The organism is Paractinoplanes hotanensis (assembly GCF_023717965.1).
Classification (GTDB): Bacteria; Actinomycetota; Actinomycetes; order Mycobacteriales; family Micromonosporaceae; genus Actinoplanes; species Actinoplanes polyasparticus.
Genome location: NZ_JAMQOL010000001.1, coordinates 199,274 through 223,590, shown reverse-complemented (window position 1 = coordinate 223,590; position 24,317 = coordinate 199,274). Strand labels below are relative to the sequence as shown.

General features: G+C 71.1%; 22 protein-coding genes and 1 pseudogene. 6 read left to right on the top strand and 17 right to left on the bottom strand.

Going from position 1 to position 24,317, the window contains the following annotated elements:
• Positions 1-50 precede the first annotated feature (50 nt).
• Complete coding sequence (locus LXN57_RS01060) at positions 51-1,472, bottom strand: lysyl oxidase family protein (RefSeq protein WP_251795927.1); 1,422 nt, start codon at positions 1,470-1,472, stop codon at positions 51-53.
• 218 nt (positions 1,473-1,690) lie between these two features.
• Entirely contained in the window at positions 1,691-2,791 is a 1,101-nt protein-coding gene (locus LXN57_RS01055) for an NHL repeat-containing protein (RefSeq protein ID WP_251795926.1), read from the bottom strand.
• A gap of 105 nt (positions 2,792-2,896) precedes the next feature.
• Here LXN57_RS01055 and LXN57_RS01050 point away from each other — a divergent pair, with 105 nt between their 5' ends.
• On the top strand, positions 2,897-3,958 hold the full coding sequence (locus LXN57_RS01050) for a LacI family DNA-binding transcriptional regulator (protein ID WP_251795925.1): 1,062 nt from the start codon (positions 2,897-2,899) through the stop codon (positions 3,956-3,958).
• Between the two features lie 18 nt (positions 3,959-3,976).
• Here LXN57_RS01050 and LXN57_RS01045 read toward each other — a convergent pair whose 3' ends face one another.
• The 9 genes from LXN57_RS01045 to LXN57_RS01005 all read right to left on the bottom strand — a co-directional run bounded on the left by LXN57_RS01045 (position 3,977) and on the right by LXN57_RS01005 (position 12,441).
• The gene (locus LXN57_RS01045; protein ID WP_251795924.1) at positions 3,977-5,269 is read right to left on the bottom strand and encodes a lactate racemase domain-containing protein; all 1,293 of its coding nucleotides are present in this window, start codon (positions 5,267-5,269) and stop codon (positions 3,977-3,979) included.
• Complete coding sequence (locus LXN57_RS01040; protein WP_251795923.1) at positions 5,266-6,129, bottom strand: sugar phosphate isomerase/epimerase family protein; 864 nt, start codon at positions 6,127-6,129, stop codon at positions 5,266-5,268. Before LXN57_RS01040 ends, LXN57_RS01045 begins: the two co-directional genes overlap by 4 nt.
• Complete coding sequence (locus tag LXN57_RS01035; RefSeq protein WP_251795922.1) at positions 6,126-7,184, bottom strand: Gfo/Idh/MocA family protein; 1,059 nt, start codon at positions 7,182-7,184, stop codon at positions 6,126-6,128. Before LXN57_RS01035 ends, LXN57_RS01040 begins: the two co-directional genes overlap by 4 nt.
• Positions 7,181-8,008: a sugar phosphate isomerase/epimerase family protein gene (locus LXN57_RS01030; RefSeq protein WP_251795921.1), complete on the bottom strand. Its 828-nt coding sequence runs from the start codon at positions 8,006-8,008 to the stop codon at positions 7,181-7,183. The genes LXN57_RS01035 and LXN57_RS01030 overlap by 4 nt, the downstream gene beginning before the upstream one ends.
• 12 nt (positions 8,009-8,020) lie before the next feature.
• Positions 8,021-8,959 carry a Gfo/Idh/MocA family protein gene (locus LXN57_RS01025; RefSeq protein ID WP_251795920.1) on the bottom strand — a complete coding sequence of 313 codons (939 nt, stop codon included), beginning with the start codon at positions 8,957-8,959 and terminating at the stop codon, positions 8,021-8,023.
• Positions 8,956-9,180: a hypothetical protein gene (locus LXN57_RS01020; RefSeq protein ID WP_251795919.1), complete on the bottom strand. Its 225-nt coding sequence runs from the start codon at positions 9,178-9,180 to the stop codon at positions 8,956-8,958. Before LXN57_RS01020 ends, LXN57_RS01025 begins: the two co-directional genes overlap by 4 nt.
• Complete coding sequence (locus LXN57_RS01015) at positions 9,177-9,986, bottom strand: carbohydrate ABC transporter permease (RefSeq protein WP_251796092.1); 810 nt, start codon at positions 9,984-9,986, stop codon at positions 9,177-9,179. Before LXN57_RS01015 ends, LXN57_RS01020 begins: the two co-directional genes overlap by 4 nt.
• A 178-nt stretch (positions 9,987-10,164) precedes the next feature.
• A complete protein-coding gene (locus LXN57_RS01010) occupies positions 10,165-11,109 on the bottom strand; it encodes a carbohydrate ABC transporter permease (RefSeq protein WP_251795918.1) in 945 nt (314 codons plus the stop codon).
• Positions 11,110-12,441 (bottom strand): extracellular solute-binding protein, encoded by a 1,332-nt coding sequence (locus LXN57_RS01005; RefSeq protein WP_251795917.1) that lies wholly within the window; start codon positions 12,439-12,441, stop codon positions 11,110-11,112.
• A gap of 161 nt (positions 12,442-12,602) precedes the next feature.
• Here LXN57_RS01005 and uxaC point away from each other — a divergent pair, with 161 nt between their 5' ends.
• Together uxaC and LXN57_RS00995 are read left to right on the top strand one after the other, a co-directional pair.
• A complete protein-coding gene (gene uxaC / locus LXN57_RS01000; protein WP_251795916.1) occupies positions 12,603-14,000 on the top strand; it encodes a glucuronate isomerase in 1,398 nt (465 codons plus the stop codon).
• Positions 13,997-15,217: a mannitol dehydrogenase family protein gene (locus LXN57_RS00995; protein ID WP_251795915.1), complete on the top strand. Its 1,221-nt coding sequence runs from the start codon at positions 13,997-13,999 to the stop codon at positions 15,215-15,217. The genes uxaC and LXN57_RS00995 overlap by 4 nt, the downstream gene beginning before the upstream one ends.
• On the opposite strand, the gene larC is transcribed toward LXN57_RS00995, so the two are convergent.
• From larC to larE, 3 genes and pseudogenes are all read right to left on the bottom strand, one after another.
• Complete coding sequence (gene larC / locus LXN57_RS00990; RefSeq protein WP_251795914.1) at positions 15,191-16,402, bottom strand: nickel pincer cofactor biosynthesis protein LarC; 1,212 nt, start codon at positions 16,400-16,402, stop codon at positions 15,191-15,193. The genes LXN57_RS00995 and larC overlap by 27 nt on opposite strands.
• Positions 16,399-17,073 carry a nickel pincer cofactor biosynthesis protein LarB gene (gene larB / locus LXN57_RS00985; protein WP_251795913.1) on the bottom strand — a complete coding sequence of 225 codons (675 nt, stop codon included), beginning with the start codon at positions 17,071-17,073 and terminating at the stop codon, positions 16,399-16,401. The genes larC and larB overlap by 4 nt, the downstream gene beginning before the upstream one ends.
• Before the next feature lie 192 nt (positions 17,074-17,265).
• Positions 17,266-18,132: pseudogene (gene larE, locus LXN57_RS00980) on the bottom strand (ATP-dependent sacrificial sulfur transferase LarE); the annotation flags it as partial.
• Positions 18,133-18,626: 494 nt separating this feature from the next.
• On the opposite strand from larE, the gene LXN57_RS00975 reads away from it, so the two are divergent.
• From LXN57_RS00975 to LXN57_RS00965, 3 genes are all read left to right on the top strand, one after another.
• Complete coding sequence (locus LXN57_RS00975) at positions 18,627-19,481, top strand: helix-turn-helix domain-containing protein (protein WP_251795912.1); 855 nt, start codon at positions 18,627-18,629, stop codon at positions 19,479-19,481.
• A gap of 75 nt (positions 19,482-19,556) precedes the next feature.
• Positions 19,557-20,492, top strand: coding sequence for an NADP-dependent oxidoreductase (locus LXN57_RS00970; protein WP_251795911.1), 936 nt, complete (start codon positions 19,557-19,559; stop codon positions 20,490-20,492).
• 26 nt (positions 20,493-20,518) lie between these two features.
• Positions 20,519-21,019, top strand: coding sequence for a cupin domain-containing protein (locus LXN57_RS00965; protein ID WP_251795910.1), 501 nt, complete (start codon positions 20,519-20,521; stop codon positions 21,017-21,019).
• Here LXN57_RS00965 and LXN57_RS00960 read toward each other — a convergent pair whose 3' ends face one another.
• The 3 genes from LXN57_RS00960 to LXN57_RS00950 all read right to left on the bottom strand — a co-directional run bounded on the left by LXN57_RS00960 (position 21,020) and on the right by LXN57_RS00950 (position 24,317).
• Positions 21,020-21,607, bottom strand: a complete 588-nt coding sequence (locus tag LXN57_RS00960; protein WP_251795909.1) for a class I SAM-dependent methyltransferase — start codon at positions 21,605-21,607, stop codon at positions 21,020-21,022.
• A gap of 122 nt (positions 21,608-21,729) precedes the next feature.
• On the bottom strand, positions 21,730-23,385 hold the full coding sequence (locus tag LXN57_RS00955; RefSeq protein WP_251795908.1) for a fatty acyl-AMP ligase: 1,656 nt from the start codon (positions 23,383-23,385) through the stop codon (positions 21,730-21,732).
• Positions 23,386-23,453: 68 nt separating this feature from the next.
• Complete coding sequence (locus LXN57_RS00950) at positions 23,454-24,317, bottom strand: SDR family NAD(P)-dependent oxidoreductase (protein ID WP_251795907.1); 864 nt, start codon at positions 24,315-24,317, stop codon at positions 23,454-23,456.

The window sequence follows — 24,317 nt, the reverse complement described above, 5'->3', positions numbered from 1 at the left end:
CAGTCGCCGCCCGCACTTCGATGTGCGAGCGGCGACCGGGCGCGGAGGGGTCAGCCCTTGATGCCGTTGACCGGGGGCACCGAGAGGGTGCGCTTCTTGGCGGTGCCGCCGAGCACGATCTTGCGCAGCGACGTGTTGTTGGCCGCGCTCGACTCGCTCAGCTTGCCCGCCGGGTTCGCCTTGACCTGGATGTAGTATGTGCCGTTGGGCAGGCCGGTGATGTCGAACGACTGCCCCGGACGGTCCTGGGTGTAGGTGTCGCCGTTGCCGATGTCGAGCACCTCACGGACGCCGACCGAGTCCTTCTCCCCGCATGACGTCTCGAGGTCGGTGTTCAACGGGCGCCACTTGGCCAGCGGGATCGTGTAGTCGACCTGGTCGGTGTTGGCCAGGCAGAACGCCTCCTTGCCGCTGCGGACCGCGAGCTTCTTGTCCGAGCGCAGCAGGTTGTACTGCGCGAAGTCGGTGAAGTGCCAGTGCTCGTGCCCGGCCCGCGCGTCCCACTCCATGGTCCCGGCCGGCACTGCGCCGACCTGGTTGCCCTGAGCGTCGAAGAAGTACTGGTACGCGTCCATCAGGCCCGCCCCGTCGCGGCGGAACCCATCGACCAGCAGCGGCGACGTGCCCGCGTTCCAGACGGTCGCGCCGAAGTTGACGTGCCACTTGCTCTTGGTGCCCGGCGAGATCGAGATGCCCCACGCGGGCAGCGAGCGCAGGTCGGGCTTCGGCCCGGTGGCCGGCGCCTTCGCCGCGGCGGGCCGCTTGGCCGCGACCCGGTACTCGGGCCGGTAGTCCGACACCTGCGGGCCGTGGTGATCGTGGTCGCCGGCCAGCGCCTTCTCGCCGTACTCGCCCTTCTTGACAGTCAGGCTGAGCGACACGGACGCGTCCTTGGTGGCGATGCCGAACGCCTTCCGGTACGCCTCGTTGACCGTGACACCGACCGTGTACTTGCCGAGCGGCAGGTCGAACAGCTTGCCGGTCGGGGGAGTGTCCTCGGTCGAGGCGGCCCAGCCGGCCTGGATGCCCCACACCGACCCGAGCGTGAACGGGTTCTCCCCGCCGCAATTCATCGGATACGGCGTCTGTGCCGGCGCCTCGGGCCGGGTACGGACGGAGTCGTACGTGTTGGGACAGAAGTTGGTCGTGTAGAGCCGGATCACCTTGCCCTTGGCGTCCTTGATCGTGACGGTCGAGAAGCGCCTGAGCCCGGACATGTCGGTGACCGTCCCGGCCGGCAGCCGCTTGTTGCCCTTCTTGCCGATCACGTCGGCCACGATCGGGTCCGCGTACGACTTGCGCTTCGCCCGCACCTCGATCGCCTCCTGGCCGGCGACGACGTTGAGGCCGAGGTCGAGGCCCACGGCGTACTGGTTACCGGCGTCGTACCGCTCGGCCGTGACGTTCTTGCCGGCCGCCATCAGCCGCGCCCCGGGCGGCGTCGCGGCGGCGTCCGCCACCTGGATTCCCACAATTGCCAGCGTCGCCGGCATCACGCCCGCCAACGCGGCCAGTCCCCATCTCCGAGCCCGACTCACAACCGTTCCCCCCATAGTCCGCGCGAAATCACGTGCGCCCATGAGATCGGTTGAACTGTGAGCTAGCTGTGAGCCGGAGCGCGATGTCCGTCGAATCGGCGATCCACTGTCGGGAAGCCGACTCGCCGCGCCTCGACGGCGTCGGAGCGGGCCTACCGCTTCCGCGCGCGGTTTCTCAGCACCAGAACCGCGGCGAGCGCGACGCCGAGCAGGGAGGCAGCCCCGGCCACGACGGCGATGTAGTTGAACGGCAGCTGTTCCGGGTCGGACACAGCCGTGGGCCGGGGGAGCGCGGCGTCCGGCGACGGAGAGGCGACCGACGGAGAGGCGACGGACGGCGAGGCGACCGATGGAGAGGCGGCGGGGCGGTCGGGCAAGGGGTACCGGAGGATCACCGGGCGGGCTCCGGCCTGCTCGCCGGAGGATTCCGAGACGGTCAGCAGGGAGCGGCCGTCGGCGCTGTAGGTGACGGATTCGCCCTGGGGCTCGTCGGGCAGCGGGATCTGGCGCGGGGTGGTGGACGTCAGGGCCTTCACGACGTCGTTGCCGGAGACGTCGAACTCGAAGGCGTCGGCGTAGGTGCGCAGGGCTACGTGGCGGCCGTCGGGAGAGGTGGCGGCGCCGGTGATGTAGGCGCGGCCGAGGAACGAGAACGGGTTGCTGGTGGTGGACGGCGGCAGGTCGACGGCGCCGGCCCTGGTCAGTCGGGTTGCCTTCCCGCGGCTCAGCGGGCCTGCCGGTGTGTAGAGGCCGGCGGCTCCGGCGTTCTTGGTCACGATGACGGGCGTGCCGTCGGGGGCGGCGAGCAGCGCCTCGGCGTCGTGCGGGCCGTCGGGGTAGGTCAGCCGGTACAGGGTCGGACTCTTGGCGCCGGGTGCGAGTTTCCACAGCGCGATGGTGCTGCGGCTGCCTCCGTTGTCGCCGATGTCGCCGATCCACAGCGTCCCGTCGGCGGCGCGGGCCAGGTCCTCGGTGTCGCGCGGGCGCGACGGGTAGGACACGGCGCGGGTGACGCGGCACCGGCTGTTCAGGAAGAAGATCTTCCGGTGGGAGGCCTGGTCGACGCCGTCGTTGACCACGACGTAGCCGTCGCCCTGGGCCACCATGCCGGACAGCTCGTCGAGCCGCTTGTCGCCGATGGCGCACACCGTCGCGGGCGCCGCCCGCCCGGCTTGAGCGCCACCGGCCGCGAGCGCGGGGGCCGGGAAGGCCAGGGCGACGGCCGTGAGGGCGCTGACGAGGGGAATGCGCACGACCCACTATGACCGGGATCGACCACCCCCTGGTCCGGCGGGGTGCGATCAGCCGGATGTCCGCAGGGCTGTCTTAGCGGGGAATACGGATTTAACATCCTCGACATGGGCCGCCCGACTATCTACGACGTGGCGCGCGAGGCGGGAGTTGCCGCTTCGACGGTGTCGCGGGCCTACGCGCGTCCGGGGCGGGTCAACGCGGACACCGCGCAGCGGATCTTCGCGGCGGCCGATCGGCTGGGCTATCGCACGGCCACCGCGGGGCAGCCGCCCGCGGGCACGGTGCGGAACGCGATCGCGCTGGTCGTCGCGGACGTGACGAATCCCTTCTACGGCGACATCATCAAGGGCGCGTACGAGGCGGCGCGCGAGGCCGGCTACCAGCTGATCCTGTCGCACACCAACGAGTCGCCCCGGGTGGAGCGGCAGACCATCGAGCAGGAGCTGGCCCAGGTCGACGGGGTGGTGATCGCCAGTTCGCGGATGACCGACTCGGCGCTGCGGATGGTCGCCAAGCAGAAGGCCGTGGTGCTGCTCAACCGGATCCTCCCGGAGGCCAACTGCGTGCTCAACGACGCCGAGCGCGGCATCCGGCGGGCCGTCGAGCATCTCGCGTCGCTGGGGCACGAGCGGATCACGTACGTGGCGGGGCCGGAGACCAGCTGGTCGGACGGAGTGCGGTGGCGGTCGTTGCGCACGGCCGCGGCCGATCTCGGGCTGGAGGCGCGCCGGCTGGGGCCGTACGAGCCGACTGTGCTCGCCGGTCTCAGCGCCGCTCTGCGGGTCGCCGAGTCGGACTCGACCGCTGTCCAGGCCTACAACGACCAGCTCGCCATCGGCATCATGAAGGGCCTCAGCCGGCTCGGCGTGGTCGTCCCCGAGCAGGTCAGCGTCGTCGGGTTCGACAACATCATCTTTGACGAGCTGGTCGAGCCGCAGCTCACCACGATCGCTTCGCCGCTGTACCGGATGGGCTTCACCGGCATGCAGAACTGCATCGCGGTGGCGCAGGGAGCGAAACCCAGTGGGCGCCCGCTCGTGCTGCCCGTTCGACTGGTCGTACGCGGATCGACCGCTCTGGCCGCCGGCCGCCAGGTCGCGCTCCGGCGGCGGCTGCCGGGAGCGTCGACCGAGGTCCCCGGCAGTCGCGAACGGACCGGCGGTTAGCGGATCCGGTGGAACGGCTCAGCGCAGCCGGAACAGCACCTCGCCGGCTCGCGGCACGACCATCGTGTCCGGGTCGGCCGTGAACGCCGCCAGATCGATCGTGGCCGGGTCGCGATAGCCGAGGTTGACCGCGCGGCACACCTCTTCCGGGATGCCCGTGGCCAGTGTGACCCGCACCCGCAGCTGCTCCACGCCGGTCTCGGCGTCGTAGCTGCCGGCGCCGCGCAGGTGCGTCGAGTGGGCGAGCACGCCCCAGTGGATGTGCTCGAACCGCTCCCACTGCTTCACGAAGTAGTCGCGGCAGTGGTAGCCGATCTCGTGGATCTGCGGGTGGCTGGTCGCGATCTCGGTGATGTGCGGCGCGTACAGGATGACCTCGCCGCCGTCGGCCACCACCGGCTCGACCTTGTAGAAGCCCTTGGCGCCGGTCCAGATCTCGTCGTACATCGCCGGAACGATCGACAGCACGCGGTGGACCGGCCGTTCCAGGTACGTCACGTGGGTCGCGGCACTGATCTCGGCCGCGCTGGCCCACGACGCGACGCAGTCGCCGAACGAGACCGAGTGCAGCGCGCTGCTGCGGTCGCCCTCGGCCAGGCCGGGCACGTCGGGGTCGTCGGCCATCTCCGCGGTGACCACGCAGAACGCGTACGTCTCGGCCGGGATCAGCGCCGCACCGTCGTTGATCAGAGCCCGTACGGGGGTCAGGTCGGTCGTCCCGATGATCTCGGCCGATGTGATCAGCGCGCCCAGCCAGTGCGAGACGTCGATGATCTGCTGGCCCGCCACGCCCGGGAAGAAGTACTTGTTCCCGCCCGACATGCCGACCACCTCGTGCGGCAGCACCGGCCCGACGACGATCGCGACATCGTGCTCGACGACGGCCCGGTTGAGCAGCACCGGCACGTCGCCGTGCATCCGCCCGCCCGACAGCTCTTCGATCCGCGCGCTCGGAATCGTCCCCAGGTCGGCGAAGGTCGACGGCTTCCACCACTCGTGGTTGATCACCTGGGTGTCGGGATGAACGCCGACATGGGCGTCCAGAGCCTCGGCCGACATCGCCCCGTGCGTGCCCAGGGCGATGAGTACGGTCAACCGCGACACCCGCCCGTGCAGCGCCTCGTGCACAGCGCCCACCAGCAGCGGCAGCGGGCAGGTGCGCGTGGCATCCGGCACGAGGACGCACACGCTGCGCCCGTCGAGGTCGAGCCCCGCCAGCTGCGCCCCGACGAACTCGCGTACCTCAGCCTCGCCGAGCACGCGCTCGGCGCCGCCCACCCGCGCGGCCCGCCCGATCACCGCCGACGTCATTCCTCGATCCTGCCACCCAGCGCCTGCCGCGCCCAGGCGAACGACATGCGGTGCGATTCGAGCCTGGACTCCACCGACGGCTCGTCCACCTCGATCATGAAGTCGCCGTCGTAGTCCGGCGGGATCGCGTCGAGCACGGCGTCGAAGTCGACCACACCCAGTCCGGGCTCGGCCCACAGCCGCTTCGACGCTGTCTTCTCCCGGTACGAGCCCGAGCCACCGGACAGGTGGTCGGGGAACACGTCCTTGATGTGGATGCCGCCGAGCCGATCCGCGTAGCGGCGGATGAACGGGGCCGGGTCGACGCCGGCCCAGCGCAGGTGCCCGGTGTCGGGCCCGAATCCGATCACGTCGGCGCCCAGTTCGTCGAGCAGCCGGGCGATCTCGTGCTCGGTCTCGAACACGCCGCCGACGTGTGAGTGGTGCAGCGGCCGCAGGCCCTCGGCGGCCAGCGCACGGCACACCTCGCCGCACATGTCGATCGCCCGCGACAGCCGGCCCTCGTCGAACCCGGCCCCCACCGCCGGCTGCTCGATCCGCGCCGGCACCGCCATCGACGACACCATCGTCCGGTCCAGGCCCAGCGCGACCTGCGTGCCCGCGAACTTCCTGGCCTTCTCCACCTCGCCGGCGACCTCGACCGTGTCGTCGAACGGGGAGTTGAACAGGCTCAGCGACGGCGCCAGCCCGTACCGCCCGATCCACGCGCGATACTCGCCGGCCGTCATGTCGTCCGGGACGTCGGCCTTGACCGCCGTGAAGCCGATCGCGTGGAAGTCGCTGAACGCCTCGTCGAACACCTCGCGCGTCTTGCCGGCCGAGGCCCAGTACGGGATGGGGTTGGCCGCGATCCGGCTCATGCCAGCCTCACCGGCTTCCCCGTGCGGGCCGACTCGTAGGCCCCGGTGATCACCGCGATCGACTGCCGGTTGGTCTCGAGGTCGACGCGCAGCGGCCCGTTCCCGGCCAGGGCGTCGAGGAAGTTCAGGTACTGCAGCCGGTGCGCGTCCGACAGCTGGCCGGGGTTGGCGCCGGCCGTGTCGCCGGCGCCGCCGCCCGAGGTGACCTGGGTCGTGCCCATCAGCCGCTCCTCGATGTCCTCGCCCACCGGCGTCGAGTGGAAGAACGCGAGCTGGTCGTTGTCGATGACCGCCGACCCGCGGTCGCCGTGCACCTGCAGGCGGGCGCTGAGTCCCGGGTACGCCGAGGTGGTCGCGTGCAGCACCCCCAGCGCCCCCGACTCGAACCGCACCACGCCGGTCGCCACGTCCTCGACCTCGATGCGCTCGTGGGCCAGCGTGCCCGTGTAGGCGAACACCTCGACCGGCCGCCCGAGCGCCGCCACCAGCAGGTCGACCGTGTGCACACCCTGGTTCATGAGCGCGCCGCCGCCGTCGAGCTCCCACGTGCCCCGCCAGTCGCCGGAGTCGTAGTAGCTCTGCCCCCGCCACCAGTCGATGGCCGCGATCCCGGAGCTGACCCGCCCGAACTCGCCGGCCGCGATGGCGGCCAGGGTCTTCTCGGTGGACGGGTCGAAGCGGTGCTGCGAGATGACGGTGACCAGCGTGCCCGCCTCGTCCCGGGCCTTGATGATCTCGTCGGTCCGCGCGACGGTCACCTCGGCCGGCTTCTCGATGATCACGTGCTTGCCCGCGCCGAGCGCCTCGATGGCGACGACGCCGTGCAGGCCGGTCGGCGTGCACACGACCACGACGTCGATCTGCTCGGCGGCCAGGGCGTCGGCCAGCGCCGTGTACGGGCGTCCGCCGCGCTCGGCGGCCAGCGCGGCGGCCCGCTCTGCGACGACGTCGACGACCGCGACCAGCTCCAGGCGGTCGGTGAGCTGGCTGGTGACCAGCCCGTGCTGGCGCCCGATCACTCCCGCGCCGACGATGGCGAACTTCGGGACACTCATACGTACTCGATCTCCTCGGTCTTGAGCAGGCCGGTGAAGGCGCTGTGGGCGGTGCGGAACAGCTCGGGTCCGGAGAATCCGCCGGTGGCGTGCCCGGCGGCCAGGTGCGGCTCCAGCGAGAAGAAGCCGTCGAAGCCGTCGTGCCGCAGCGCCCGGAGGGTCTCGGCCACCTCGCCGTCGCCCTGCCCGGCCGGCACGACCGTGCCGTCGGCCAGGAGGGCGTCCTTGATCTGCACGTACTCGACGTGCGGCCGCAACTGGGCGTACCCGTCGGTGTAGGGACGCACGCCGACCTGCACGAAGTTGGCCGGGTCCCAGGCCAGCCGCAGATACGGCGAGCCCACCGAGCGGATCAGGTCCAGGCAGCGGCTGGGCACGTCGCCGTAGATCTCCTTCTCGTTCTCGTGCAGCAGGATCAGGTCGGCTTCCTCGGCGACACGCGTCAGGGCGCGCATCCGCTCGATGACCTCGTTCCGGTGCACGGCCGGGTCGTCGCCGGCCGGGATGAAGAACGAGAAGATCCTGATGTACGGCGCGTCGAGCAGGCGCGCCACCTCGGCCGCGTGCCGCATGCGTTCCAGGTGCGGCGCGAAGTCGTCGGTGACGGCGATCTTCCCGATCGGCGACCCGATCGAGGACACCTTCAGCGCGTACGCGGACAGGGTCTTCTTGACCTTCTCGAGCTGCTCGGGGGACAGGTCCAGGATGTTGACGTCCCAGGCGCTGCGCACCTCGACGTGCGTCATGCCCAGGCCGGTGACGACCTCGCACTGCTCGGTGAAGTCGGGGGAGATCTCGTCGGAGAAACCGGAGAGAGTCCACATCGGCGGTGCCCTTCAGCTGGTGGTTCGATAGAACTCGTCGATCAGGCGCTGGGCCGCCAGCGCCTCCTGCGGCCCGATCGGGAACGGCTCGGGGTCGCTGAGCGAGCGGTAGAAGTCGGCGATCAGCAGTTCGTGCGAGGCGCCCCAGTACGAGCGCCCGGCGCCGCCGGGGGCCAGCTCGGCGATCATCTCGCTGCGGCCGTCGGCGTACGCGACGGTGAGGTCGCCCCGCAGCAGCAGGGTTCCCCGCTCGGCCACGATCTCGAGTGTCACCGGCGAGTCGACGGCGTTGGTGACCGTGGCGAAGAAGACGCTGCGCGCGCCGCCGGCGTGGTCGAGCACCAGGTGCGCGGTGTCCTCGACGTCGCCGGGCAGGCCGCCGTAGCGCCCGGCGTGCCCGGTCGCCGCTACGACGTCGCCGACCAGCCATTGCACGAGATCGAGCGTGTGGATGGCCTGGTTGATGAGCACGCCGCCGCCGGCCCGTTCGCGCACCGAACGCCACGGACGAGCGTCGTAGTACGCCGCGTCCCGGTGCCACAGCACACTGGCCGAGGCGCCGATCACCCTCCCGAGTTCGCCGCTCAGCAGGATTTCGCGGGCGGCCCGGCTGGTGGGGTTGTAGCGGTTCTGCAGGCAGACGCCGATCTTCACCGACGGGTGGTCCTTGGCCGCCGCGACGAGCAGCTCGGCCTGCTCGATCGTGTGCGCGACCGGCTTTTCGAGCAGAACATGCACGCCTCGCTCAAGGGCGTCCCGCGCGATCTGCACGTGCCGGTCGTGCGGCGTGCAGATATGGACAACCTCCGGCCGCACCTCGTCCAGAAACGCGCGGTGGTCGCGCGACGAGTCGCACACGCCGGCGAGGTCGGCGCCGAGCTTCCCGATGGCCGCCAGGTGCACGACCGAGACCGTCCCGGGCCCTATCAGCGCCACCCGCGGCGCCGTCATCGCCCGCACCCCGAGATGTGCGCTTCGCTCAGTCGGCGCTCGTTGCGCGGTCCGCTCAGTCGGCTCTTGTTGCACGGTCTGTTCGGTTGGCGTTCGTTGCACGGCTCGCTCAGTCGGCGCTTGTTGTGCGGTGCGTTCAGCTGGCGCTTGTTGTGCGGTGCGTTCAGCTGGCGCTTGTTGTGCGGTGCGTTCAGCCGGCGCTTGTTGCGCGTTTCGCTCATTTGACGCTGCCCGCGGTCAGGCCACCCACCAGGTAGCGCTGGAAGGCCAGGTACAGCAGCACGACGGGGGCCGCGCAGATCAGCGCCGCGGCCATCATCTGCGAATAGACCGGCAGCGCGCCGCCCTCCTGCTGCGAACCGAAAATCTGCAGAGCGACTGCGGCCGTGTGCGTTTCCGGCCGGGTGAGCACCGAAGCGAACAACACGTCGTTCCATCCGAGCAGGAACGCGAAGATGCCGGACACGACGATCGCGGGCAGGCTCAGCGGGAAGATGATCCGCCACAGGATGACGAGCGTGGAGGCGCCCTCGGTGCGGGCGGCCTCCTCCAGCTCGCGCGGGAGCCCGCGCAGGTAGGTGACCATCACCCAGGTCGAGAACGGCAGGGCGAACGTCAGGTAGGCCACGAACAGGCCCCACCGGGTGCCGATCACGGTCAGCCCCAGGTAGTTGCCGGCCGACGAGAACAGCACGAACACCGGCAGCAGCATCAGGGTGCCCGGGATGCTCTGCAGGCCGACCAGCCCGCGCAGGATCGTCAGCCGCCCGAGGAACGTGTAGCGGACCAGCACGTACGCCGTGGTCGTGCCCAGCAGGGCGGAGGCGACCGCGGTGAACGCGCAGACGATCAGGCTGTTCATGATGCCGGTGGACAGGTCGGCCGTGGTCCAGATCCGGGTGTAGCTGTCCAGGCTGAACGAGCTCGGCCAGTACTCGCCGCCGGCCACGCCCACGTCGCTGTTGAGCGAGGCCAGCACGATGTAGAGCACCGGGACCAGCACCATCGCGACCAGCAGCGCGGTCATCGTGATGAGCAGCCAGCGCGGCAACAGCCGGGTGGCCTCGGCCGACGCTGTAGTGCTCACTGCCGTACCTCCCGAGCGTGTGCTTCTGGCCCTGCGATCGCTTCGCTCATCGCGGTGCAGTCGGTCATCGCTGCACTTCCTGGCCCTACGATCGTTTCGTTCACTGCGGTGCAGGCGGTCATCGCCGTCCTCCTTCCTCGTGCACGTCCAGGCGCACTGCCCGCAGATAGACGAACAGCGGGATCGCGATCAGCACCAGCGACAGCACAGCCATGGCCGCGCTCAGCCCGAACCGCAGGCTCTGGAAGCTGGTCACGTAGACGATCATGGGCATCACGTTGACATCCTCCGGGGCGGGCGCCCCGAACAACACGAACGGCAACGTGAAGTTGTTGATGTGATTGAGCGTGGCGAGCAGGCAGGCCAGCAGCACCGGCCCGCGCAGGTAGGGCAGGATCACCCGGCGCAGCTTGGGCCACCACGGCGCCCCGTCGACGGCCGACGCCTCGTGCACCTCGTTGTCGACCGACTGCAACGCGGCCAGCGCCATCAGATAGATGAACGGCCAGGCGGCCCAGATCTCGACCAGGATCAGCGCCCAGTACGAGCGGGGGCCGGTCAGCCACAGGCCGCCCTCGATGCCCACCTTCGACAGCCAGGCGTTGACAACCCCGTCCGGCTGCAGCATCGTGCGCCACACCGTCGCCACCACGAACGACGGCAACACGTACGGGATGAGGAACACCGCTCGCACCAGGCCGCGCCCCCGGTACTTGTTCTGGGTGACCAGCGCGGCCGCGACGCCGATGGGCACGGTCGCGATCGTGGAGAGCACCGCGAACGAGACGCTGATCCAGATCGAGTTGAGCAGTCCGGAGCTGAACGACTCGACGAAGTTGTCCAGCCCGATGAACGGCGCCTCGACCCAGCGGCGCAGCGTGTACTGGTCCAGGTCGATCAGCGAGATCCACAGGGCCACCGCCAGCGGGATCAGGATGACCAGGACCATCAGGACCCCGCCCGGCGTGAGCAGCCACAGCGGACGCTGTCGCTCGGTCACGCCCCGGCGGCGCTGTTCCTTCTTGGCCGTCGTCTCCTCCGGCGGCCGGGCGAGGATGGTCATCTACTTGGCCCGATCCAGCGCGGTCTGGGCGGACTTCTGGGCGTCGGCGATCCGGGCGTCGATCTGCTGGGTGCTGATCGAGCCCTTGCCCAGGTCGGGCAGCGACTGCACGGCCACGTTGGTCAGCGCGAGCTGGATGTCACCCCAGGCGCCGGTGAACGGCGTGGCCACCGACTTCTTGGCCGCCTCGGTCACCGGGCCCAGCTGCGGGTCCGACGACAGCGTCTGCAGCGCGGCCGCGTTGGCCGGCAGGTTGCCGAACTTCTTGTAGTAGTCGAGCTGCGTCTCCTGATCGGTCACCAGCTTGACGTACTCGAAGGCCAGGTCCTTGTTCTTGGAGTAGTCGGCCACCAGCAGGTTGTCGCCGGAGAGGATGCTGGCCGCCTCGACCCCGTTCGGCGGGCGGCTGGTCGCGCCGGGCGGCACGGTCGGCAGCAGCGCGAACTTCCACTTGCCCTTGACCGCGCCCTGCTCCAGCGAGTTGATCGCGGTCGGCGTGGTCAGCATGAAGTAGCCGGTCTTGCCCTTGGCGAACGCGGCCACCGCCTGCGGGTTGGTCCAGCCCACGGCGGCCGGGTCGACCACCTTGTCGCGGGTCAGCCAGCCGAAGTACGTGTCGAACGCCTTCTGCACCGTCGGGTCCTGCAGCTTGGCCGTCTTGCCGTCGACCAGCGGGTTGCCGGCCTGCACGGACATGCCCCAGACGAACTTCCACGGGTCGAAGTTGTCCTTGTAGGCGATCGCCAGCCCGTACTCGTCGCCCTTGGTCATCTGCTTGGCCTGCTGACCCAGCTCGTCCCAGGTGGTCGCCGGCTTGTCGATGCCGGCCGCCTTGAGCATGTCGGTGTTGTAGGCCATCACGAACGGCCGGCTGACCCACGGGATGCCGACCTGGTTCTGCTCGTCCGGTCCCGAGATGCCCAGCGCGGCCGGGTTGAACTTGTCCTTGCCGCCGATCTTGTTCCACTCCTCGTCGCCCAGCTTCACGAAGGCGCCGGTCGAGTAGGCGGTGGGGGTGAACGTCGTGCCGACCGCGTAGACGTCGGGGCCGGAGCCCGACACCACCGACGTCTGGATCTTGGTCAGCTCGTCGTTGGCGCTGGCGAAGGTCTCGAACTTGACCTCGGCCCCGGTCGCCGCCTTGAACTTCGCGTTGATGTCCTTCTGCCAGGCCGCGAATTCGTCGGGATACTGGGTGTTGGCCGCGATCAGCACGTTGAGGGTCTTGCCGTCGCCACCCTCGCCGCCTTCGTCGCCGCCACCACCACAGGCGGCGGATGTGAGCGCCAGAGCCGCAACACCGGCCAGCGCCGTAAGCTTTCTGAAGTTCATTCGGGGTCTCCTCTGAGCCGCTAGCCGGGAGGCAGTGATCGGGGTCACTCTGTGCCGCCCGTTAACCTGCGCGCAACGAGTTGCCAGTTGTTGCCGCGCCGTGACGGCAACAACTGGCAACTCATTGCCAGCGCCGCGTCCGGCCGATGAGGCTCGGGCGCATGGCTGCCCTGACGTTGCACCCCGACCGGCTTCTGCCTGCCGATCCCGGAGTCCGGTCGATCGCCCGCCGGCTCTACGCCGAGGTTCAGGGCCTGCCGATCATCAGTCCGCACGGGCACGTCGATCCGCGCCTGATCCTGGACGACCGCCCCTTCGTCGACCCGGCTTCGCTGTTCATCCAGCCCGATCACTACGTGACCCGGCTGCTGCACTCGGGCGGGGTGCCGCTGACCGACCTCGGCGTGGGGGAGGGGCCGCTGCCGGAGCCGCGGGCGCGCGAGGCGTGGCGGTTGTTCTGCGCGAATTGGCAACTTCTGCGCGGCACGCCCGTCCGTTTCTGGTTCGAGTCGTCACTGGCGGACGTCTTCGGGGTGAGCGAACGGCCATCGGCGCACAACGCCGATGCTCTCTACGATCAGATCGCCGAGCAGCTCGGCCGGGACAGCCACCGGCCGCGGGCGCTTCTCGAGCGTTTCGACATCGCGTTCCTGGCGACGACCGACGACCCGGCCGACGATCTGGCCGCCCACCGCGCGCTGCGCGAGGACGAGTCGATCGCCACCCGCATCGCGCCGACGTTCCGGCCCGACCGCTACCTCGAAGCCGGCCGGCCGGGCTGGGCCGAGCTGGTCAAGGAGCTCGGCGGCGACGTCGGCGACTACGCGGGGTACATCGCGGCGCTCGAGGAACGGCGGCGCTACTTCATCTCGCTCGGCGCGGTCTCGGCCGACCACGGGCACGTCGACGCCGGTACGGAACCGCTCGGCATCCGCGAGGCCGAGCGCATCTACCGCTCGGCGCTGGCCGGCACGGTCACCCCGCGCGAGGCCCTCGCGTTCCGCCGGCACATGACCTTCGAGATGGCCCGCATGTCGTGCGACGACGGCCTGGTGATGACGCTGCACCCCGGCATCTGGCGCAACCACCACCCGGCCACGCTGGCCGCCCACGGCCCCGACACCGGCCACGACATCCCGGTCGCGCTCGAGCTGACCGCGGCGTTGCAGCCGCTGCTCGACCGCTTCGGCACCCACCCGAACCTGCATCTCGTGCTGTTCACCGTCGACCCGGACGTCTACAGCCGCGAGATAGCGCCGCTGGCCGGGTTCTACCCCTCGGTGTACGCCGGGGCGCCGTGGTGGTTTCTCGACAATCCGAGCGAGATCCGCCGGTACCAGCGGGCGGTCACCGAGATCGCCGGGTTCAGCCGGCTGTCCGGCTTCATCGACGACACCCGGGCGTTCTGCTCGATCCCGGCCCGCCACGACATGTCGCGCCGCCTCGACGCCGGTTTCCTGGCCGGTCTGGTCGCCGAGCACCGCCTCGAGGAGGACGAGGCCCTGGACACCCTGACCGGCCTGGTCGTCACCCAGCCGCGCGAGGTGTTCAAGCTGTGAGAGCCGTCCGCGTCGTCCACCTCGGGCTCGGCGGATTCTTCCGCGCCCACCAGGCCTGGTACACCGGCTTCGACGACGAGTGGGGGATCGCCGCCTTCACCGGGCGCTCGGCCGGGCTGGCCGAGACGCTGACCCGGCAGGACGGGCGCTACACCCTCGTCGTACGGGGACCCGACTCCGACGATCTTCAGGTGCAGACCTCGGTGGTGGCCGCGTATCCCGGCAGCGACGCCGCCACGTGGCGTTCGCTGGTCGCCGACCCGGCCGTCGCCGTCGTGACGATCACCATGACCGAGGCCGCCTACGCTCCCGACGGCGTCGTCGCGGACCGTCTCGTCGCCGGGCTCTCCGCGCGCCGGCTGGCCGGTTCCGGTCCGATCGCCGTCGTCTCGTGCGACAACCTGCCCGGCAACGGCGAGGTGACCGCCCGCGTGGTCCACGACCTGGCCGTCCGCCTCGATCCGGCGCTCGACGAGTGGATCACCGGCAACGTCTCCTTCGTGGCCACGATGGTCGACCGCATCACCCCTCGGACGACCCCCGCCGACGTACGCGAGGTGGGTGGCGCCGACGCCGTGCCGGTCATCACCGAGCCGTACACCGAGTGGATTCTCAGCGGCGAGTTCCCCGCGGGCCGCCCGGCCTGGGAGCGGGGCGGCGCCCGCTTCGTCGCCGACGTGGTGCCGCACGAGACCCGCAAGCTGCTGCTGCTCAACGGCGGGCATTCCCTCTTGGCGTACGCCGGCAGCGCGCTCGGCCACGAGACGGTGGCCGCCGCCGTGGCCGACCCGCAGTGCCGCGCCTGGCTGGACGAGTGGTGGGACGAGGCGTGCCGGCACGTGCCCCTGCCCGCGGACGAGCTCACCGCCTACCGCGCGGCGCTGCTCGAACGCTTCGCCAACCCGCGCATCCGCCACACCCTGGCTCAGATCGCCGCCGACGGCTCGCAGAAGATCCCGATTCGGGTGCTTCCGGTGCTGCGCGCCGAACGGAAGGCCGGCCGCCGGGCGCCCGGCTCCGCCCGGATCCTGGCCGCGTGGATCGACCACCTGCGCGGTTCCGGAGCGCCGGTCGCGGATGCGGGCGCCGCGCCGTACGCCGCCCGCGCGGGTTCAGTCCGTGACGTCCTCACCCTGCTGGCCCCCGACCTCGACGGCGACACCGAGCTGATCGCCCGGACCGAGGGCTTGCTACGAGGGGCGGAGGTGCACGGCTAGCTCGGCCCCCACGACCAGCCCGGCGTCCAGCGCGGCGGCCAGGGCGTCCTGGAGGACGAGCCGCTCCGGCCTGTCCTGGCGGCGGGCCAGCGCGGCGACGTCCTCGAACTCGGGCATGACCTGCAGGATGACCCCGTCGCGGTGGGCGACCTTGACCACCACGCGGGTGTCGCCCACGGTCACGTCGGCAAAACCCCGGTCCAGGGCCACCTTCCCGTACGGGCTGTGGCGGATCCCGAGCGTGCTGGTGTCCCGGAAGATCTGCTCGCGCAGCGTGTCGGCCAGCGCCGGCGGGCAGAGCACACTCAGCGTATGGGCCGGGCGCCCCTTCTTCATCACGATCGGCACCAGCCACGCGTCCGACGCGCCCCGGTGCAGCAGCCCGGCCAGGATCCCCGGCCACAGCCGCGGGTCGAGATCGTCGACGTTGGTCTCGAGCAGCACGGCCGTCTGCTCGGTTTTCTCCGGCTCGGTGGCGGTGCCCCCTTCCGCCATGCCGACCAGCACCCGGACGACATTGGCGTGCCCCGCCAGATCGCGGGCGCCGGCCCCGACCCCGACCAGGTCGAGCGTCATCGACGGCAGCGGTTCGCAGGCGCGGGCGAAGGCGCGCAGCAGGGCGAGCCCGGTCGGCGTGGCCAGCTCGCCGTCGCCGCCGGCCGAGACCTGCCAGCCCTTGGCCAGTTCGGCCACGGCGGGCGCGGGCACCGGCAGGCGGCCGTGCCGGGATCGCACAGTGCCCGAGCCCAGCGCCACCGGCCCGGCCGAGACGGTGGTGACGCCCAGGTCGTCCAGGGCCGCGCAGCACCCCACCACGTCGGCGATGGCGTCCAGGGCGCCCACCTCGTGGAAGTGCACGTCGCCGGCCTCGATGCCGTGCACGCGGCCCTCGGCCTCGGCCAGGCGGCGGAAGACGGCGGTGGCCTTGTCCGCGTTCTTCAGCAGGCCGCGGATGTCGTGCCAGGTGCGGTGGGGCGGATCGTCGGCGAGGGGTTCCACCTCGGCCTTGAGCGCCCGCAGCCCGCCGCGGGTCACTTCCCGCGTACGGATCCGGACCGTCCCACCGGACACGGCATCCACCGCGGACTGCACCGCCCCGAGCGACGCGCCCGCATCGAGCAGCGCCCCCAGCAGCATGTCGCCCGCGATCCCGGCCGAGGCGTCGATCCACGCGTGCCGCGTCACGCCGGCGCCGCGATCTGGGCGGCGAGGTGCCCCGCCCCGTAGCCGTTGTCGATGTTGACCACGGCCACTCCCGGGGCGCACGCGTTGAGCATGGTCAGCAGGGCCGCCAGCCCCTCGAAGGCGGCGCCGTAGCCGATCGAGGTGGGCACGGCGACGACGGGCGCCGGGATCAGGCCGGCGACCACGCCGGGCAGGGCGCCGTCCATGCCGGCCACGACCACGACGGCCCGGGCGCTGCGCAGCAGGTCGACGTGCTTGAGGATGCGGTGCAGGCCGGCCACGCCGACGTCGACGATCAGCTCGGTGCGGCGGCCCAGGTACTGCGCGGACAGGGCCGCTTCCTGGGCGACGGGCAGGTCGGACGTGCCGGCGGCGACCACGACGACCCGTCCGCCGGTGGGCTCCGGGGGGTCGGGGGGCCACGCGAGCAGGCCCGCCACCGGGTCGTGCCGGGCGTCGGGCAGCACGTTCCGCACCGCTGCGGCGTGGCTCTCGGCAGCCCGGGTGAAGAGCGTGACCACATCGGGCCGGTCCTTCACGACGGTCGCGATGCCGGCGACCTGTTCCGGGGTCTTGCCCGCGCAGAAGACGGCCTCCGGATAGCCGCGGCGTTGCGCCCGGTCCAGATCCAGGTCGGCGTAGGAGGCCAGGTCAGGTCGGGTGTCTGTCATCTAGCGGGCTCAGCCTCTGCTTCCGGGTTCGGTCGGTGCCGGCCGCGCTTCCGGCGTTGCGTCCGGCCTCGTTTCCATCCTTGCGTCCGGCTCCGTTTCCGGCCTTCTGGTCGACTTCACTTCCGGCCCCGCGGTGGGCTTCGTTTCCGGCCCCGCGTTCGGTGGGGGTTGGTCTTCGCGCAGGTAGGCGCCGGTGAACGCGCCGGACTGGATGCCGGCCAGATCGAGGGTGACGAAGCGGAAGCCGGACCCGGTCACGGCCCGGTACACCAGCTCTCGCAGCGGCTCGCTCGCAGCCCGCACGAGATCTTCGGCCGGGAGCTCGATCCGGGCGATGTCCCCGTGATGGCGTACCCGCAGATCACCGAACCCGAGCCGCCGCAGCGCCGCCTCGGCCTGCTCCACCTGGCCGAGCTTACGAGGACTGACGATCTGGTAGTGCGGAATGCGCGACGCCAGGCACGGCGCCGCCGGCTTGTCGGCACACGGCAGGTCGAGGGCACGCGCGATCCGCCGGACAGCCGCCTTGTCGAGCCCCGCGACGGCGAGCGGAGTCAGCACCCGGTGCTCGGCAGCCGCCCGCGCCCCCGGCCGATCGGGCCGCCGCACGTCGTCGGCATTCTCGCCGTACGCCACCGCGTCCAGCCGATGCCGCTGCGCCACATCGGCCCCGATGCGCGTGAAAAGCTCGTCCTTGCAGTGGAAACACCGGTCGGGCCCGTTGGCGCGGTAGGCCTCCCGCTCACCCTCGCGCGTCTCGACCTCGACCACCACCGCCCCGATCCGCCGGGCCACCCGGTGCGCGGCGGCTCGCTCGTCGGCGGCCAGGCTGGGCGAGACCCCGAGAACGGCCACCACACGGTCGGCCCCCAGGGCGCCGACCGCGAGCGCCAGCAGAACCGACGAGTCGACCCCGCCCGAGAACGCCACTCCCAGCCGCCCGACCCCCCGCAATTGGTCCGCCACGCGCTCAGTAGCCAGCGCAGTCTCGTCGATACCCACAGACGTCACCCCGCAATTGCACGCCGCCGCCCCCGCCCACTGGCAAGCGGTTGCCATTTGTTGCGGCACCCGCCGAGTCACGCAAGGCCGGCAGCCGGCTGCACTGTTCAGCACAGCATCCCGCAGGCGTCGCCTTCAGTGCAGCATCCCCGGAGGCCCCGCCTTTCAGTGCAGCGCCCCGCAGGCGCCGCTGCTCGGTACACCGCCGCCACCTGCCGCTGTCAGGACAGCACCTGCTCCGGTGGTGCCGTCCCGTGCAGCGCTCGCTGGCGCCGCGATCAGTGCAGCACCAGCAGGCGATGCTGTCCTGCTGGTGGCGCCGATCAGCGCAGCACCAGCAGGCTTTACTGACACTTTGCAAGTCCAGGACAGCGTGGGCAGTGATTGCAGCTTGACCAAGCGTCGCCCGGGCCACCGCCGGCCGGGGGCATGGGTTTATCGCTCGTCACGTAGCCGCCCAGGGCTGGGCGGGATGTGTCAACTCGCTGGGGTCCGGCGGCCTGAGGCTTGGACTACCCCACTGCCCCGACTTGTGCGGGCACACTTGGGCTGTGGATCATCACGAGTTCGGCGCCGCGGTGCGCCACCTGCGGGAGAGCACGAATCCCGCAACGGTCGGGCTGCCGGTCGGCCGGCGTCGGGTGCAAGGGTTGCGGCGGGAGGAGCTCGGCGAGCTCGCGGGGATGTCCGCGGACTACGTGCGCCGGTTGGAGCAGGGGCGCAGCCATCCGTCGGCCGGGGTGGTGAACGCCATTGCCCGTGCGCTCCGGATCGGGCGGGCGGAATACGAGCGGCTCTGCGCGCTGTCCGGGTACGCCGCCGCGGACGGGCAGGTGCCCAACGAGATCGGTCCGGGTGCGATGCGGCTGCTGGAGCGGTTCACAGACACTCCGATGTTCGTCTCCGACGGTGCGATGAATCTGGTCGCGGTGAACAGCGCGTTCCTGGCGCTGGGGCACTGGACCCTCACGGGGGATCACTGGGAGTGGAATGTCGCCTGGCGTACGTTCTGTGATCCGTTCGTGAGTTTCCGGCAGTCCGCGGCCGACGCGACCGATCATGAGGCGGTCCTTGTCGCCCAGCTGAGGAGCACGCTGTTGCGCTACCCCGCCGACGCGTCGCTGGCCGCGCTGGTCGACGAGCTGCGAAGCCGAAGCCGCCGGTTCGACACCCTGTGGCGTACGCCGCGACCGGTGACGGCGTACGAGAGCAGTGCTGAGTTCGTTCATCCGGACGGCGCCGCCGTCACGCTCGTCGGCAACCTGCTCGCCATCCCGGGTGACGACCTGGCGGCTCTGATGCTCACCGCAGCGCCGGGCTCGGCCGATGCGGCGCGTCTGGCCGAGATCGTCAGCGGCGCCGGGCATCCGGCCATCGTCAAGGTGGGCCAGCCCGGCCCAGGCTAATCGCGTCGGATCCTGCGAAGTTGATTGACGTCTCCAGCAACACCTCGACGGCGTTCCACGGAAGCAGGTTCAGCGATGAAAGCAGTGCGTTTTCACGAGTTCGGCGGTCCCGAGGTCCTTCGCTACGAGGACGTCGAGCAGCCCACCCCCGGCAGCGGTCAGGTCCGGATCCGGGTCGCCGCGACGTCGTTCAACGGCGTCGACGGCAACATCCGGGCGGGCTACATGCAGGGTCCGATCCCGGTCGAGCTCCCGCACACGCCCGGCATCGACGTCGCCGGCACGGTCGACGCGCTCGGTGACGACGTGGACGAGATCGCGGTCGGCGACCCCGTCATCGGTTTCCTGCCAATGGCGGGGGCCGGTGCGGCCGCGGAGTTCGTGATCGCGCCGGCCGACATCCTGACGGGGGCACCGAAGAACATCCCGCTGGCCGACTCGGCGGCGTTGCCGCTGGTGGGCTTGACCGCGTGGCAGGCGCTGTTCGACCACGGCAACCTGACCGCCGGTCAGCGGGTGCTGATCAACGGCGCCGGCGGAGCGGTCGGCGGATACGCCGTGCAGCTGGCCAAGGAGGCCGGCGCCCAGGTGATCGCCACGGCCAGTCCGCGCAGCGCCGACCGGGTCGAAGCCGCGGGCGCTGACGAGGTTGTCGACCACACCACCACCGGCGTGACCGCGGCGGTGACCGAGCCGGTCGACCTCGTGCTGAACCTCGCGCCGGTCCCGCCGGAACAGCTCGCCGCGCTGGTCTCGCTGATCCGGGACGGTGGCACCCTGGTCAACACCACCGTCTGGATGCCAGCCCCTTCCGACGAGGAGCGCGGCGTTCGCGGCATCGACCTGTTCGTCCGCAGCGACGCCGACCAGCTCGCCGACCTGGTCGCTCGGGTCAACACCGGTGAGTTGCGCGTCGAGGTCGCCCAGCGGGTCGCGCTGGCCGACCTGTCGGCACTCCACGCCCAGGCCGGCGCGGCCGAGCTGCCGGGCAAGACCATCGTCACGCTCTGACCCGCCTCTTCGAAGGAGCCCCAGCAATGATTCCCGATGACGACCCGTCCCGCTCGCTGACCGTGGCCCATCCGGACGACCCGAGCACGACGTACGTCTCGCTGGTCGGCAACACGTACGCCATGCTCATCACCGGCGAGCAGACCGACGGCCAGTACTGCCTGATCGATATGCGCATCCCCGACGGTGGCGGCCCGCCCCCGCACAGGCACGATTTCGAGGAGATGTTCACGATCCTCGAGGGCGAGATCGAGTTCATGTTCCGGAGTGAGAAGCACACCGTCCGGGCCGGGTCGACGATCAACATCCCGGCCAACGCGCCGCACAACTTCCGCAACGTCTCCGGCGCGCCGGCCCGGATGCTCTGCATGTGTACCCCGGCCGGGCAGGACGAGTACTTCCTGCGCATCGGCGACGTGATCGCCGGCAAGGACGCGCCACCGCCTCAGCTGTCGCCCGACGAGCTCGCCGAGCGCCGCCACCGCGCGGCCGAACTGGCCTCCACGTACCGCAGTGAGTTCCTGTAGTCACGCCGGCGGGCCGACCTGGACGCGCGGGCCATCGTCATCCGGGAACCGGCCGGAAGGAAGCAATTGAACGCTCTCCGCCTCCTCGACCTCGCTGACGCTGGGATAGCGGTCGAGCACGCCAATCGCCTCGGGAAACCAATGGAACAGGCTGATCCCGTCGTGCCGGCCCCGAAAGACCGATCGAATCATCACCGGCGCGTCCGGCTTCAGCACTCGGCGGATCTCCCGGGCGGCCGCCGCGAGGTCGGGAAGATGATGGATCACCGTGGAGAGCCAGACCCCGTCGAAGCTGGCGTCCGGGAACGGCAGGTTGTCGGCTGTGCCGGGCACGATCGGCTGAAAGGCCGCGCGGTCGCGCATCGCCGGCGACGGCTCGACCGCCAGGACGTCGACGCCCGGCCACCACATCCGGAAGGCTTGGGCCCAGCTGCCGGTGCCGCACCCGAGGTCGAGAATCCGCGTTCCGGGCCGGGGGTCGAAGTGCCCGCAGATCGCGTCACGCCACCCGCCCAGCGCGTCGTCACTCAGATGGCGGTCGGCCTGGAACACCGCCGCGTCCACACTGTCGTACGCGATCAGCGCCATGCCCCAGCCAAACCGCCCGGACCAGACGCCGGCAACAGCGAGTGCACGGTTTCACACCAGCCGGGCCGCCCCCGCCCGGTCGCCGCCGGACATCGACGACGCCGATCGGGCGGTCGGTTGCCCTACTGACCGGCCAGCAGGGCCCTGGCCGCGGCTCGGCGGAGTTTGCCGGAAGGGGTTTTCGGCAGGGAACCCGGTGGCAGGATGCGGACCGTGGCCGGGCGGGCGTCGATCTCGGAAACCACGCGGGCGGTGACCTCACGGGCCATCTGGGCCGCGGCGGCCTCGTCGCCCGCCTGACGGGACTCGGCCAGCACGGCAAAGGACTCGCGGGCCACACCGTCACCGGCCAGAAGCCGGACGGCGGCCACGTTGCCTTCGCGGACGCCGGGGACCGTGGCGGCCGCGCGTTCGATGTCGGTGGGATAGATGTTGCGTCCGCCCATGATGATCACGTCTTTACGGCGGCCGCAGACAACGATCTGCCCGTCGGCCACGTAGCCCTCGTCACCGATGTCGAGCCAGCCGTCGGCGTCGCGCGCCGGCTCCCAGCCGTCGGGCGTGAGGTAGCCGTCGGAGACCGATTCCCCGCGCAGTTGCAGGCGGCCCACCTGCCGATCGCCGAGCGGCTTGCCCTCGTCGTCGACCACCCGCACCTCGACACTCGGAAACGGCCGGCCCAGCATAGGAATGTCGCGCACGGCAGGCTCGGCGTCTGTGCCGGCGCTGGGCGCGGGGGTGGCTAGGTTGTCGCGCTCCAGGGCGGCGGCGTCGACGTGGTCGAGCTGCATCGGGTCGGCCACGCCCGACATCGAGATGACCAGCGTGCTCTCAGCGGCGCCGTAGCAGCAGTTGACGGCGCCGGGGTCGAAGCCGAAACGCGAGGCGACCTGGACGAACGAGCGCATCGTGGCCGGGTCGATCGGCTCGGCGCCGTTGCACGCCACGCGCAGCTTCGACAGGTCGAGCTGGCCCGGCTCGACCCGGGCCAGCTGGCGGGCCAGCACGGCCCAGGCGAAGTTGGGGGCGGTGGTGATCGTGCCGCCGTAGCGGCTCAGCAGCTCGGCCCAGAGCAGCGGACGGCCCAGGAAGTCGGCCGGGGTCACGCTGACCAGCTCGAGCCCGCTGAGCATGGGCAGCGCCAGGCAGCCGATCATGCCCATGTCGTGGAACATGGGCAGCCACGACACCATCACGCCGTCCTCGCCGCAGCTCAGGTGCTCGCCGGCGTCGCTCAGGTTGGCGTACAGGTTGCGGTGGGTGATGCGTACGGCCTTGGGCTCGGCCGTGGATCCGCTGGTCAGCTGCAGCAGCGCCGGGCTGTCGTCGTCGACCGGCACCGGATCGGCCGGTGGGGCCGCGCTGAGCTCGGCGGGGGAGAAGTGCCTTATGCCGTACGCGTCGAGGGCCGGCGCCATCTGGTCGAAGGGCGCGCCGACCACGACGGACTGCGCGCCGATCATCCGCAGCACGCGCAGCGTGTCGTCGCGCCAGACCGCGAGGTCGGTGCGCGGGGTGGGCTGGTGCAGCATCGTCATGCTGCCGCCGGCCAGCCACACGCCCTGCGCCACCGGGGCGATCTCGGCCGGCAGGCCGGCCAGCACCGCCACTGCCCGGCCGGGACGCAGCCCGCTCGCGATCAGGCCGCCGGCGATGCGGCGAGCGTGGTCGTGCAGGTCGTTCCACGAACGACGGACGGGCTGACCGGGCTCGCCGGTGACCATGCCCGTGCGGGCACGGCCGGCGTTGGCGACGACACCTTCGACGAAGCGGCTCACGTCCAGCACGCTACGCGGATCCGTTCATGATCGCGGGGTTGGCGTCGCGGGCCTGTGGACAACCGCGGTCAGTCCCGCGGGTAGGTCGCCGGGTAGGGCTCGGCGAAGTCGGCGGAGCGGCCGACCGCGGCCCACTCGTCGACCTCGGCGATCTGCCGGGCCGAGTACGCTCGCGACATCTCGACCGCGTTGACGCCGATCGGCAGGTGGGTGGGCAGGTGCTCGCGCTTGACCACCCGCACCAGGATCTCGCCGGCCCGCGCCGGGTCACCCGCGACCAGGTTGGCCGACCGGCCCGCGCCGCCGCCCGCCACCAGGCCGACCGTGCCGGCGTACTCCGCCGGGATGTCGTGGACGCTCATCGACGAGCCCGCCCAGTCGGTGGCGAAGCCGCTCGGCTCGACCACGAGCGTGCGGATGCCCAGCGGCGCCGTCTCGGTCGCCAGCACCCGGGTGAAGCCGTCGACGGCGAACTTGGCCGCCTGGTACGAGCCGAGCCCCGGCGTTCCGCCGACCCGCCCGCCGACCGACGAGAACTGCACGATCGTGCCCGAGCCCTGCTTCTTGAGCACCGGCAGCACGGCCCGGGTCACGTGATAGACGCCCCAGAAGTTGGTGTCGAACTGCCGGCGGAAGTCGTCCTCGCCGGTGGTCTCGATCGGCCCCACGTTGGCGTAGCCGGCGTTGTTGACCACCACGTCGATGCGCCCGAACCGCCCGACGGCCTGCTCGACCGCGGCGCGGGCGGCATCCCGGTCGGTCACGTCGAGAGCGACCGGCAAAACCCTTTCCCCGTACGCGGCGACGAGCTCGTCGAGGTCGGCGGGCTTCCGCGCCGTGGCGACGACCTGGTCGCCCGCTTCGAGGGCGGCGCGAGCGAGAGCGGCGCCGAAGCCCCGCGACGATCCGGTGATGAGCCATGTCTGTGTCAT

Excerpts from the sequence above, each read along its gene's own strand:
- LXN57_RS01045 (WP_251795924.1), bottom strand. The coding sequence starts at position 5,269 with ATGACGTCGGCGGTGATCGGGCGGGCCGCGCGGGTGGGCGGCGCCGAG.
- LXN57_RS01025 (WP_251795920.1), bottom strand. The coding sequence starts at position 8,959 with ATGACGGCGCCGCGGGTGGCGCTGATAGGGCCCGGGACGGTCTCGGTC.
- LXN57_RS01030 (WP_251795921.1), bottom strand. The coding sequence starts at position 8,008 with ATGTGGACTCTCTCCGGTTTCTCCGACGAGATCTCCCCCGACTTCACC.
- LXN57_RS01005 (WP_251795917.1), bottom strand. The coding sequence starts at position 12,441 with ATGAACTTCAGAAAGCTTACGGCGCTGGCCGGTGTTGCGGCTCTGGCG.
- LXN57_RS01035 (WP_251795922.1), bottom strand. The coding sequence starts at position 7,184 with ATGAGTGTCCCGAAGTTCGCCATCGTCGGCGCGGGAGTGATCGGGCGC.
- LXN57_RS00950 (WP_251795907.1), bottom strand. The coding sequence starts at position 24,317 with ATGACACAGACATGGCTCATCACCGGATCGTCGCGGGGCTTCGGCGCC.
- LXN57_RS01015 (WP_251796092.1), bottom strand. The coding sequence starts at position 9,986 with ATGACCGCGCTGCTGGTCGCGATGGTGCTGGTCCCGGTGCTCTACATC.
- LXN57_RS01050 (WP_251795925.1), top strand. The coding sequence starts at position 2,897 with ATGGGCCGCCCGACTATCTACGACGTGGCGCGCGAGGCGGGAGTTGCC.
- LXN57_RS00960 (WP_251795909.1), bottom strand. The coding sequence starts at position 21,607 with ATGGCGCTGATCGCGTACGACAGTGTGGACGCGGCGGTGTTCCAGGCC.
- larB (WP_251795913.1), bottom strand. The coding sequence starts at position 17,073 with ATGACAGACACCCGACCTGACCTGGCCTCCTACGCCGACCTGGATCTG.
- uxaC (WP_251795916.1), top strand. The coding sequence starts at position 12,603 with ATGGCTGCCCTGACGTTGCACCCCGACCGGCTTCTGCCTGCCGATCCC.
- LXN57_RS01040 (WP_251795923.1), bottom strand. The coding sequence starts at position 6,129 with ATGAGCCGGATCGCGGCCAACCCCATCCCGTACTGGGCCTCGGCCGGC.
- LXN57_RS00970 (WP_251795911.1), top strand. The coding sequence starts at position 19,557 with ATGAAAGCAGTGCGTTTTCACGAGTTCGGCGGTCCCGAGGTCCTTCGC.
- LXN57_RS01020 (WP_251795919.1), bottom strand. The coding sequence starts at position 9,180 with ATGAGCGAAACGCGCAACAAGCGCCGGCTGAACGCACCGCACAACAAG.
- LXN57_RS01010 (WP_251795918.1), bottom strand. The coding sequence starts at position 11,109 with ATGACCATCCTCGCCCGGCCGCCGGAGGAGACGACGGCCAAGAAGGAA.
- LXN57_RS00965 (WP_251795910.1), top strand. The coding sequence starts at position 20,519 with ATGATTCCCGATGACGACCCGTCCCGCTCGCTGACCGTGGCCCATCCG.